Origin of the sequence: Cupriavidus sp. YR651 (genome assembly GCF_900101625.1) — a bacterium.
GTDB lineage: Bacteria > Pseudomonadota > Gammaproteobacteria > Burkholderiales > Burkholderiaceae > Cupriavidus.
Genome location: NZ_FMYZ01000001.1, coordinates 1,291,118 through 1,302,973, shown reverse-complemented (window position 1 = coordinate 1,302,973; position 11,856 = coordinate 1,291,118). Strand labels below are relative to the sequence as shown.

The 11,856-nt window shown below is 65.9% G+C and carries 9 protein-coding genes; 4 read left to right on the top strand and 5 right to left on the bottom strand.

Going from position 1 to position 11,856, the window contains the following annotated elements; translation table 11 throughout:
- The first annotated feature begins 13 nt into the window (after positions 1–13).
- Genes BLR29_RS05880 through BLR29_RS05870 form a run of 3 tightly spaced genes read left to right on the top strand, consistent with a single transcriptional unit; the run spans position 14 to position 3,484 of the window.
- Positions 14–1,345 carry a sensor histidine kinase gene (locus tag BLR29_RS05880; protein WP_092135278.1) on the top strand — a complete coding sequence of 444 codons (1,332 nt, stop codon included), beginning with the start codon at positions 14–16 and terminating at the stop codon, positions 1,343–1,345.
- A 7-nt stretch (positions 1,346–1,352) separates the two neighbouring features.
- Positions 1,353–2,486 carry a hybrid sensor histidine kinase/response regulator gene (locus tag BLR29_RS05875; RefSeq protein WP_092135276.1) on the top strand — a complete coding sequence of 378 codons (1,134 nt, stop codon included), beginning with the start codon at positions 1,353–1,355 and terminating at the stop codon, positions 2,484–2,486.
- Positions 2,483–3,484: a response regulator gene (locus BLR29_RS05870; RefSeq protein ID WP_092135275.1), complete on the top strand. Its 1,002-nt coding sequence runs from the start codon at positions 2,483–2,485 to the stop codon at positions 3,482–3,484. The genes BLR29_RS05875 and BLR29_RS05870 overlap by 4 nt, the downstream gene beginning before the upstream one ends.
- Positions 3,485–3,666: 182 nt before the next feature.
- Here the strand turns inward: BLR29_RS05870 and secF are convergent, their stop codons facing one another.
- The 5 genes from secF to queA form a co-directional block, all read right to left on the bottom strand.
- Positions 3,667–4,641, bottom strand: coding sequence for a protein translocase subunit SecF (gene secF / locus BLR29_RS05865; protein WP_092135273.1), 975 nt, complete (start codon positions 4,639–4,641; stop codon positions 3,667–3,669).
- A 23-nt stretch (positions 4,642–4,664) separates the two neighbouring features.
- Positions 4,665–6,530 (bottom strand): protein translocase subunit SecD, encoded by a 1,866-nt coding sequence (gene secD, locus BLR29_RS05860; protein WP_092135272.1) that lies wholly within the window; start codon positions 6,528–6,530, stop codon positions 4,665–4,667.
- A 197-nt stretch (positions 6,531–6,727) separates the two neighbouring features.
- The gene (gene yajC, locus BLR29_RS05855; RefSeq protein WP_092135270.1) at positions 6,728–7,054 is read right to left on the bottom strand and encodes a preprotein translocase subunit YajC; all 327 of its coding nucleotides are present in this window, start codon (positions 7,052–7,054) and stop codon (positions 6,728–6,730) included.
- Positions 7,055–7,279: 225 nt separating this feature from the next.
- On the bottom strand, positions 7,280–8,410 hold the full coding sequence (tgt, locus tag BLR29_RS05850) for a tRNA guanosine(34) transglycosylase Tgt (RefSeq protein ID WP_092135269.1): 1,131 nt from the start codon (positions 8,408–8,410) through the stop codon (positions 7,280–7,282).
- A gap of 19 nt (positions 8,411–8,429) precedes the next feature.
- Positions 8,430–9,482, bottom strand: coding sequence for a tRNA preQ1(34) S-adenosylmethionine ribosyltransferase-isomerase QueA (gene queA / locus BLR29_RS05845; RefSeq protein WP_092135267.1), 1,053 nt, complete (start codon positions 9,480–9,482; stop codon positions 8,430–8,432).
- A gap of 140 nt (positions 9,483–9,622) precedes the next feature.
- On the opposite strand from queA, the gene recG reads away from it, so the two are divergent.
- On the top strand, positions 9,623–11,812 hold the full coding sequence (recG, locus tag BLR29_RS05840; protein ID WP_092135497.1) for an ATP-dependent DNA helicase RecG: 2,190 nt from the start codon (positions 9,623–9,625) through the stop codon (positions 11,810–11,812).
- Positions 11,813–11,856 lie beyond the last annotated feature (44 nt).

The window sequence follows — 11,856 nt, the reverse complement described above, 5'->3', positions numbered from 1 at the left end:
CCCTGTTCCATCGATGAGCGCCAATCAACTCTATGCGGGATACCAGTCCGAACTGGCGGACTTTCGCCTGGCATTCAGCCGGGGCGGAGCGTACACGGCCATCGTGCTGGTGATGCTGGGCATGGGACTGGACTTTGGCCAGTACCCGCAGTGGCAGTTGCCCTTTGCCGTGGCGCGGGTGCTGGTGTCGCTGCTGATCGCCGGCGTGGTGGTCATGCTCTACAGCCAGGCCGGGCGGCGCTATGCGCCGTGGCTCACGCTGACATGGCTGCTGCTGCCGCAGATCATGATCGCGTGGATGATCTCGCAGACCGAGGGTGTGGAGTCCCCGTACTACGTGGGTCTGAACCTGGCCATCTTCGCTTCGGGTATCGCATTGCCGTTCGGGCTCTGGCAGAACCTCGTCTTCGGCATCCTCTCCTATCTGCTCTACGCGCTGGCCTGTCTGCTGCACCCGGGCGGCATCGAGCCGGTAGGTACCTTCATTGTCAATTCGCTGTTCCTGCTGTTCGCCGCGGCGGCCAGCGGCGTCTACACGTTCTTCAATGAGCGCGCGCGCTTCATGCTGTTCCGCCTGAAGGCCGAGGTGGCGGACAAGAACACCGAGCTGGAAGTGATCAATCGCAAGCTGGTCGACATCAAGGGCCAGATGCTGCAACAGGAAAAGATGGCGGCCATCGGTACGCTGGCGGCGGGCCTGCTGCACGAGGTCAATAACCCGGTGAACTTCTGCCTGATGGCGATCGAGGTCGCCATGGAAGAGCCCGCGGCCAAGGCCGAGCCGGCGCTCGAGGAATGCCTCGTGGACGCCAAGCAGGGGATGCAGCGGATCCAGCATATCGTGTCGGACCTGAAGACCTTCGCGTACCGCAAGCCCGGCGCCGAGGTGGAAGGCACGCCATTCCTGTTCGAGAAGGCGCTCGATTCGTCGGTCCGCCTGACCGCGCACGAACTGCGCGGCGTCAAGGTGACTCGCGAATTGCCCGACGACACGCTGGTGATGGGTGACGAGGCCGCGATCATCGGCGTGCTGATCAACCTCTTTTCCAACGCGGCGCTGGCCATGCGCAAGGTCGGCACGCAGAACCCGGCCATCCATACCACGGTGAAGTGGGTCGCCGGCCGGCTGCACGTCAATGTGCGCGACAACGGCCCCGGCATTGCGCCGGAGCATCTGGCGCGCGTCTTCGAACCCTTCTTCACCACGCGCGAGGTGGGGCAGGGGCTGGGCCTGGGCCTGTCGATCAGCTATGCGGTGATCGAGCGCCATGGCGGCCAGTTGTTTGCCGAAAGCGAACTCGGCCAGTGGGCCGCGTTCAGCTTCGATCTGCCGCGCGCGGAGTGAGGGTTCCATGACTGACACGAGCCAGCCGCGCCCGATCATTCTCTACGTCGATGACGAGGAGATGGCGTGCAAGTATTTCGCGCGGGCGGTCGGCAGCGAGTACGAAGTGTTGTCGGCCACCAGTGCCGACCAGGCCGTCGGCATCCTGCGCGCGCACCACACGCAGATTTCCGTCCTGGTGACCGATTTCCGCATGCCGGGCCGCGACGGTGGCGACTTGCTGCGCCAGGTCGCGCAGGAGTATCCACAGATCGTCCGCATCCTTGTCACCGCCTATGCGGACAAGGACATGCTGCTGGAGACCGTCAATACCGGCGAGGTGTTCCGCATCCTGGAAAAGCCGATCTCGGTGAGCGATGTGCGGGAGGTCCTCCGCATGGCCGGCGAGCGTCATCGCGAGCGCGCGGTGCGGCAGCAGCGGCTGATGGCCATCGACGAGACGCTGGCCTTCCTGGCGCACGAACTCAATACGCCACTGGCCGCGATCGCCAATTTTGCGCGTGGCATCGAGACCCGCGTGGCCGGCGAATACAGCCCGCAGCGGCACGCCGAAATCGGCCAGGCCGCGGGCGCCATGCATGACAACGCCCAGTATTGCCTGGCCGTGCTGTCGTCGTTCCTTCAGTCGGTGCGCAGCAGTGCGGGCGGCGCCACGCCCCGGCCCGGCCCGGGAGGCGACATCACCGCTGGGGCATTGGTGGCATCCCTGCTGGATACCTATCCGTTTGCCGATAACCAACGTAACTGGGTGCAAGTGGAAATGCACGGCGACTTCCCGGTGCTGACGCTCCCCAATTGCGTGGCGCTGGTGTTGTCATCGGTCATGAGCAATGCGTTGCGGGCGCTGGCTGACGTTGACGAGCCTGTGCTGCGCTTCGTGGTCGTCGCCGGCGAACGCCCGGAGATCCGCATCGCCGACAACGGGCCGGGTATTCCGCCTGAGGTGATGGACCGGCTGCTGGTGGATCCCGTGACCACCTACGCATCGGCCGGCGGCAGCGGACTCGGCATGATCTTCTGCAACCGCGTGATGCAATCCTTTGGTGGCGGCATCCGGATCGCGTCCGCGTCCGGCGCCGGCACGACCGTTACCCTCGATTTCCCCAATTTCAAGAATCGTATGCACAGGAGTGATCGATGAGCGAACCGAATACTACGCAGGCACCCCCGGCGATTCTGTTCGTCGATGATGAAGCCACGGCCGTCAAGTATTTCCAGCGCGCCATCGGGCAGCTGGCGCCGGTGGTGACCGGCGGGTCCGTCGAAGAAGGCAAGGCCATGCTGGATGCCCATGGCGACAGTCTTGCGGTGCTGGTGTCCGACCAGCGTATGCCGGGTGAGTATGGCAATGAGCTGCTGCGTTACGCACGCGAGCGCTATCCGCATATCGTGCGGATCCTGACGACGGCGTATTCCGAGCTCGACCAGACCGTGGAGGCCGTCAACCAGGGGCAAATCCATCGCTACATCAAGAAGCCGTGGGACATCACCGCGCTGCGCATGGAACTGAAGCAGGCGCTGGAACTGTCCGGGCTGCGCAAGGAGCGCGATCAGCTGGTGCGTGAGAAGCTGTCGGTGCTGCAGAAGCAGACGGTGGCCACGCGCATCGGCATGGTGCATGCCCTGTGCGCCAGCCTGGTCGGCCCGGGCCGCTTCCAGCCCGTGGAAACCTACCTGGCCGGTGCGTCGCTGGCTGGCGCGCGCAATGCCGAGCCGGACTGGCAGCGGATGGACTACGCAGATCTGGTCGGCGCCGAGAGCCTGCGCAGTGGCACGTTCGGCCATGCCGTGAGCACGAAGCTGGCGGAGCTGCGCTCGCGCCTGGCTGGCCGCGGTGCTGGCGATGCAGCAGCGGTGCTGGCGGAGACGCTGGGTGAGGCGACGGTCCGGCGCGACGGCGATGCCGTCACCTGGACCGCACCGTCCACGCTCAGCGAATTCGTGGACAAGCCGGTGGGCGAGGCCGTCTCCGCCGAGCATGCGGGCTGGCTGGCCGTGCTGCTATGGCTGGAAGAGGCCGGCGGCGCCCTGCAGTTGCGGCGCGAGGGGGATGCCATTACCGCCCGAGCCGTCACGCGAGCAGAATCTTTCGCATCGGACCGACTGGCGGTATGGATCGAGCAGCTCTCGGAAACCTGACCGTCGTTGCCACGGCAGAAACGCAAAACGCCCCGCTTCTCACGCGGGGCGTTTTGTTTGGTCGGGCCATCCGATCCGGACCAAGCTTGGCCGCGCAACGACGCCAGGATCTTTTTGAAACGACCTCCAAAAGAGAAAGGCACCCGCAGGTGCCTTTCTAGTCCTCGTCGACGATTCCCTCGTCAGGCCTGGGCCCCGAAGTTCGGATCGTTCCGATCGGTGGGGTCGCCCGGCTTCTTCTCGCCCTTGACCAGGTCCTCGCGCTTCACGCCCAGCCACATGGCCAGTGCCGCCGCCACGAATACCGACGAATAGATACCGAACAGGATACCGACCGTCAGGGCCAGCGCGAAGTAGTGCAGCGTCGGGCCACCGAAGAAGAACATCGACAGCACCATCATTTCGGTCGAGCCGTGGGTGATGATGGTTCGCGAGATCGTGCTGGTAATCGCGTTGTCGATGATCTCGTGCGTGGTCATCTTGCGGTACTTGCGGAAGTTCTCGCGAATCCGGTCGAAGATCACCACCGACTCGTTCACCGAGTAACCCAGCACGGCCAGGATCGCCGCCAGCACGGAGAGCGAAAACTCCCACTGGAAGAACGCGAAGAAGCCCAGGATGATCACCACGTCGTGCAGGTTGGCGATGATGCCCGCCACCGCGAACTTCCACTCGAACCGGAACGACAGGTAGATCATGATGCCGGCCACCACGCACAGCAGCGCCAGCAGGCCGTCCGTCGCCAGTTCCTTGCCCACCTGCGGGCCCACGAACTCCACGCGTTGCAGCTTCACCTCAGGTGTGGCGGCCTGCAGCGCGCCCATCACCTGTTCGCTCTGCTGGGCGGATGTGACCGTCTTGCCGTCCGAGCCCTTCTGCAGCGGCAGGCGGATCATCACGTCGCGCGAGGTGCCGAAGTTCTGCACCTGCACGTCGCTATAGCCGAGCTTGCCGACCTGGCCGCGGATCTTTTCAAGATCGGCCGCCTGCTGGTAGTTGACCTCCATCACCGTACCGCCGGTGAATTCGATCGACAGATGCAGGCCCTTGTGCCAGAGGAAAAAGACAGCGGCGGCAAACGTCAGGAAGGACACCACGTTGAAGACCAACGCGTGCTTCATGAACGGAATGTCGCGCTTGATGCGGAAAAATTCCATGATGTTGTCCTGATATGTCTGGCTTACTTGGCGACCGGCGTGTCGGCGTCCGGCTTCCAGATCTGGCCGATGGCCACGCTCTGGAGCTTCTTCTTGCGGCCGTACCAGAGGTTGACCAGGCCGCGATTGAAGAACACCGCCGAGAACATCGAGGTCAGGATGCCCAGACAGTGCACCACGGCAAAGCCGCGCACGGGGCCGGAGCCAAAGGCCAGCAGCGCCAGGCCGGCGATCAGCGTGGTGACGTTCGAGTCAAGGATCGTGGCCCAGGCGCGATCGAAGCCGACCGCGATGGCCATCTGCGGCGAGGCACCGGCACGCAGTTCTTCCCGGATCCGCTCGTTGATCAGCACGTTGGCGTCGATGGCCATGCCCAGCACCAGCGCGATGGCGGCGATGCCCGGCAGCGTCAGCGTGGCCTGCAGCATCGACAGCACGGCGATCAGCAGCAGCAGGTTCACGCCCAGTGCGGCGACCGAGAACACGCCGAACAGCATGTAGTACAGCACCATGAACGCGGCGATGGCGCCAAAGCCATAAGCCACCGAGTCAAAGCCCTTCTGGATGTTGTCGGCGCCGAGCGACGGGCCGATCGTGCGTTCCTCGATGATCTCCATCGGTGCGGCCAGCGAACCGGCGCGCAGCAGCAGCGCCAGGTCGTTCGCGGCTTCGGTGGAGTAGGAACCGGTGATCTGGAAGCTCGAGCCAAGCTCGGACTGGATCGTCGCCACGGTCAGCACTTCGCCCTTGCCCTTTTCGAACAGCACGATGCCCATCAGCTTGCCGATGTTCTCGCGCGACACGTCGCGCAGCACGCGGCCACCCTGGGCATCCAGCTTGATGTTCACGGAGGGGCGCTGGTTCTGGTCGAAGCCGGCGGAGGCGCTTTCGATGCGGTCGCCCGTGAAGATCACCTGCTTCTTCAGGATGACCGGGGCACCGTTACCCTGTGTGAACAGCTCGCTGCCGAACGGCACCGGATCGCCCGCGCGAGGGTTGCGCGGTGCGTCCGGGTCGGTGAGGCGGGCCTCCAGCGTGGCGGTGCGGCCGATGATGTCCTTGGCCTTGGCGGTGTCCTGCACGCCCGGCAGCTGCACGACGATGCGGTCGGCGCCTTGCTGCTGGATCACGGGCTCGGCCACGCCGAGTTCGTTCACACGGTTATGGAGGGTGGTGATGTTCTGCTTGACGGCGGCGTCCTGCACGGCCTTGCGGGCGGCGTCGGTAAAGGTGCCGACGACGTTGTTGCCGTCCATGGCGAAGGCCAGTTCGCGCAAGTTGTCGGCCAGGATGGTGCGCGCGCGTCCGGCTTCGTCGGCGTTGTTGAAACGCACGGTCAGGCGGTCGCCTTCGCGATCGATGCCGCCGTGACGGATGTTCTTGTCACGCAGCAGCGTGCGGGCATCGCCGGACAGGCTGTCGAGCTTCTTGTCGACCGCGCCCTTCATGTCCACCTGCAGCAGGAAGTGCACGCCACCGCGCAGGTCCAGGCCCAGGTACATCGGCAGCGCGTGCAGCGCGGCCAGCCAGCGCGGGGACCCCGACAGCAGGTTCAGCGCGACCACGTAGGTGGGGTCGGACGGATCCGGGTTCAGCGAGCGGGACAGCACGTCCTTGGCCTTGAGCTGCTCGTCGGTGGTGCGGAAGCGTGCCTTGACCGAGCCGGACTGGCCGGCCACGTCGAAGAACATGCCATCCGGCTGAAGCTGGCTCTGCGCCAGGATCTCTTCGACATGCTTCTGCATGGCCAGGTCGACCTTGACCGTGGCCTTGGCCGACGACACCTGCACGGCGGGTGCCTCGCCGAAGAAGTTCGGCAGGGTATAGATGATGCCGATGGCCAGGGCCACCAGGATCACGATGTACTTCCAAAGCGGATAACGATTCATCTCTGGCCAGTCATTGCGGTTGGCGTGGCCGACTCTGGCGCGCGATACGCGCCGGATCGGCCGGACCGGTTGGCAAACAGCCGCCTGGCAGCCCTTGCCGGGTCCGATGCGGACCCGCGGGCCGGTTCAGGCGGCTGCAGGGGCATGCGCAGGCGTGGCGCCATGGGCATGCCGGAAAAGGCTGGAGCGGGGTCGGATCAGAGCGACTTCAGCGAGCCCTTCGGCAGCACCGTGGTGACGGCGTTCTTCTGCACGGTGATCTCCGTGCCTTCGGCCACTTCCAGCGTCACATACTGGTCAGCCACCTTGGTCACACGACCCAGGATGCCACCGGCGGTCACGACTTCGTCGTTCTTCGCCAGTGCTTCCAGCATTGCCTTGGATTCCTTCTGGCGCTTCATCTGCGGGCGAATCATGATGAACCACAGCACTGCGAACATCAGGATGATGGGCAGGAAACTCATCAGGCCACCGGCCGCGCCGCCGACACCGGCAGTCTGGGCAAAAGCGTTCGAAATCAGCACGTTACTTCTCCGTCACAAAGTTCAATCAGGGAATCGGGCATTCTATCACCCGGTGTTGTCCCGCCTAGGCATTCTAGGGCGAATTGCGGGTTTGCTCGGGGTGCCTTCCAAGTACTTTGTCGTACGTTACGGAGGGTCACCCGGACAGGCAGATATTCGACCACCGCGCGGCGGAAAGTTCTCCTGCCTGTCTTGAATCTAGAACATTGGCTGGGCGCGTGCGGATCAGCGTGTGCCGCGCGCGCGGTGCTCCGCAAACTGGCGGCGGAACGCCTCGAAACGGTGTTCCTCGATGGCCGCGCGCATCTCGCGCATCAGTTCCAGGTAGTAATAGAGGTTGTGAATGGTGTTGAGGCGCGCGCCAAGGATCTCGCCGACCCGGTGCAGGTGGTGCAGGTAGGCGCGCGAGAAGTTGCGGCAAGTGTAGCAACCGCAACTTTCGTCGAGCGGGCGCGGATCGTTGCGATGCGCCGCGTTGCGGATCTTGACGTCGCCGAAGCGCGTGAAGAGCCAGCCGTTACGCGCGTTGCGGGTCGGCATCACGCAGTCGAACATGTCCACGCCGGACGCCACGCCGGCCACCAGGTCTTCCGGCGTGCCGACGCCCATCAGGTAGTGCGGCTTGTTGGCTGGCAGGCGCGGGGCCACGTGCTCCAGCACCCGCATCATGTCTTCCTTGGGCTCGCCCACCGACAGGCCGCCGATCGCGTAGCCGTGGAAATCCAGTTCCGACAGGCCTGCCAGCGATTCGTCGCGCAGGTCTTCGAACATGCCGCCCTGGACGATGCCGAACAGCGCATTCGGGTTGGCCAGGCGGTCGAATTCGTCGCGCGACCGCTTGGCCCAGCGCAGGCTCATGCGCATCGACCGTGCCGCTTCATCGTGCGTGGCCGGGCGGCCCTCGATCTCGTAGGGGGTGCACTCGTCGAACTGCATGACGATGTCCGAATTCAGCGTGCGCTGGATTTGCATCGAGATCTCGGGCGACAGGAACAGCTTGTCGCCATTGACCGGCGACGCGAACGTGACGCCATCCTCCGTGATCTTGCGGAGCTCGCCCAGCGAAAACACCTGGAAACCGCCCGAGTCCGTCAGGATTGGCTTGTCCCAGCCCACGAACTTGTGCAGGCCCTGATGCGCGTCGACGACGTCCAGTCCCGGGCGCAGCCACAGATGGAACGTGTTGCCGAGGATGATCTGCGCGCCGATCTCGTTGAGTTCGAGCGGCGACATCGCCTTGACCGACCCATAGGTGCCCACGGGCATGAAGATCGGCGTCTCCACGACGCCGTGGTTCAGGGTGACGCGGCCACGGCGGGCATTGCCGTCGGTTGTCAGGAGTTCGAAGTTGAGCATGGCGTTTTCTTGTATTCGGTCAGACCTGGCGGGTCAGCAGCATGGCATCGCCGTAGCTGAAGAAGCGGTAGCGTGCCTCCACGGCGTGGCGGTAGGCCGCGCGGATGGCCTCCACGCCGGCCAGCGCGGACACCAGCATCAGCAGCGTGGACTTGGGCAGGTGGAAATTGGTGATGAGCGCATCGACCAGCCGGAAACGGTAGCCGGGCGTGATGAAGATATCGGTGTCGCCGCTGCCGGCGGCCAGCGTGCCGTCGGCGGCTGCGGCCGATTCCAGCGCACGCAGCGACGTGGTGCCTACCGCGATCACGCGACCGCCGCGCGCGCGCGTCTCGCGCACGGCCTCGGCCAGTTCCGGCGAGATCGCGTACCACTCGGCGTGCATCTTGTGCTCGGCGAGATTTTCGGTCCGCACCGGCTGGAACGTGCCGGCGCCCACGTGCAGCGTCAGGAAGGCGCGGCGCACGCCGTGGGCATCGAGCCGGGCGAACAGCGCATCGTCGAAGTGCAGGCCGGCCGTCGGGGCGGCCACGGCGCCCGGGTTGCGGGCGTAGACGGTCTGGTAGCGCGTCTCGTCGTAGGCGTCCGGGTCGTGGGTGATATAGGGCGGCAGCGGCAGGCGGCCATAGCGTTCGATCAGGTCCAGCGCCGGTTCTGGGAAGCGCAGCGTGAAGAACTGGTCCACACGCGGGCCAACGGTCACCGCGAAGGCGTTGTCGGCCAGGTGCAGCTTGCTGCCCTCCGGCGGCGTTTTAGACGCGCGCACCTGGGCCAGTACGGTGTGCGAATCCAGCACACGCTCCACCAGCACTTCCACGCGACCGCCGCTGGGCTTGTTGCCGAAGAAGCGGGCCTTGATCACGCGGGTGTCATTGAAGACCAGCAGGTCGTTGGGGCTCAGGTATTCCAGGATGTCGCTGAATGCGCGGTCGATCAGCCGCACGGCGTCGGCGCGATCCTCCGGGGCGGTCCGTTCGACCACCAGCAGGCGGCTGGCGCTACGGTCGGGCAGGGCGGACTGCGCGATCAGTTCGGGCGGCAGCGGGAAATCGAAGTCGGACAACGTCAGCATGGCAGGCACGGCAGGGGTGGGTGGCATCCCGGCTGGGGTGCCACCGCAGGCATAGGTACAATCGGCGAATCCGACATTGTAAGGCTTGGGCGCCCGGCGTCGCCCGGCCGCCCGTGATTGACGCCTATATTCCCGCGCTGATGCCAGGCACCGCCACCGATCCGATCGCTGATTCCGCTCCCGTCCCCGCCGACAAGCCGTCCCGCGGCGGCAAGCCCGCGAAGACCGCCGACGCCCGGCCGTCCTCCGCCGCGGCACGCCTGGCCAAGCTGGGGCTGCGGCGTAGCGTCGATCTGGTGCTGCACCTGCCGATGCGCTACGAGGACGAGACCACGCTGGAGCCGATCGGCGAGGCCATCCGGCGTGCCGGGATCGGCCTGCCGGCACAGGTCGAAGGGGAGGTGATTTCCAACGAGGTCACGTTTCGCCCACGGCGCCAGCTGGTGGTCCGGATTGCCGACGACACCGGCGAACTGACGCTGCGCTTCCTCAATTTCTACGGCAGCCAGACCAAGCAGATGGCGGAAGGCGTGCGCCTGCGTGTGCGCGGCGAAATCCGCGGTGGCTTCTTCGGTGCCGAAATGGTCCACCCGGCGGTACGGCCGGTGACGGCGGGCGAGGCGTTGCCGGACCGGCTGACGCCCGTCTACCCGGCCACGGCTGGCATCTCGCAGGCCTATCTGCGCAAGGCGATTGGCGGCGCGCTGTCCCGCACGCCGATGCCGGAAACGCTGCCTCAGTCCGTGCTGCACGGCCCGCTCGCCGGACTGAAGCTGGCGCCACTGACCGATTGCCTGCGGCTGCTGCACAACCCGCCCCCGCAGGAAAGCGAAGCCGCGCTGGCGGACCGGTCGCACCCCGCCTGGCAGCGGATCAAGTTCGATGAACTACTGGCGCAGCAGATCTCGCTGCGCCGGTCTCAGGCCGCCCGGCGCGAGAAGAACGCGCCCTCGATGCCGCGCCGCGCCGATGGGCTGCTCACCCGCTTCCTGGCTGCGTTGCCTTTCCGGCTGACTGGTGCGCAGCAGCGCGTGGTCGAGGAAATCGCCGCCGACATGACCCGGCCGCATCCGATGCATCGGCTCCTGCAAGGCGATGTGGGCAGCGGCAAGACCATTGTGGCGGCGCTGGCCGCGTGCCAGGCCATTGACGCCGGCTATCAGGCCGCGCTGATGGCGCCGACCGAAATCCTGGCCGAACAGCATTTCCGCAAGTTGTCCGCATGGCTGGAACCGCTGGGCGTGCCCGTGGTCTGGCTGGCCGGCAGCCTGCGCGCGAAAGAGAAACGCGAGGCGGCTGCGCGCGTGGAATCGGGCGATGCGCAGCTGGTCATCGGCACCCATGCACTGATCCAGGACACCGTACGTTTCGCACGGCTGGGATTGTCGGTGGTCGACGAGCAGCACCGCTTCGGTGTGGCGCAACGGCTGGCACTGCGGGGCAAGGCGGGCGAGGCCGATGCGCCGGCCGGATCGGCGGGATCGGCAGCCAGCAAGGCGGCGCCGCAGGTGCCACACCAGTTGATGATGTCCGCCACGCCGATTCCGCGCACGCTGGCCATGACGTACTACGCGGACCTGGACGTCTCCGTCATCGACGAACTGCCGCCGGGCCGCACGCCAATCGTCACGCGGCTGGTCAACGACGCGCGTCGCGACGAAGTCATCGAACGCGTGCACCATGCCGCGGCGGAGGGTCGCCAGGTCTACTGGGTGTGCCCGCTGATCGAGGAAAGCGAGGCGCTGCAGCTGCAGACCGCGGTGGAAACCTTCGAGACCCTGGTGGCCGCCTTGCCCGACCTGCGCGTAGGGCTGGTGCATGGCCGCCTGCCGCCTGCCGAAAAGGCGTCGGTCATGGACGATTTCAGCGCGAACCGGCTGCAGGTGCTGGTGGCCACGACCGTGATCGAGGTGGGCGTGGACGTGCCCAATGCCTCGCTGATGGTGATCGAACATGCCGAGCGCTTCGGCCTGGCGCAGCTCCACCAGTTGCGTGGGCGGGTCGGGCGGGGCAGCGCGGAATCGGTCTGCCTGCTGATGTATCAGGCGCCGCTGTCGCCCACGGCGCGGGAGCGGCTGGCGACGATGCGCGAGACCACCGATGGCTTCGAGATCGCCCGGCGCGACCTGGAGATCCGCGGTCCCGGTGAGTTCCTCGGGGCGCGCCAGTCGGGCGAGGCCATGTTGCGCTTTGCCGACCTGAATACCGACGCGTGGCTCGTGGACTATGCGCAGGAGGCCGCGGAGATGATGCTGGCGCGCTTTCCGGATGCCGTGGAAGCCCATTTGTTGCGCTGGCTGGGCGGCCGCGAGCACTTTTTGAAGGCCTGATCGGCGGCTCGGCGTGATCGCCACACTCGCGCATGTGTTGCGTA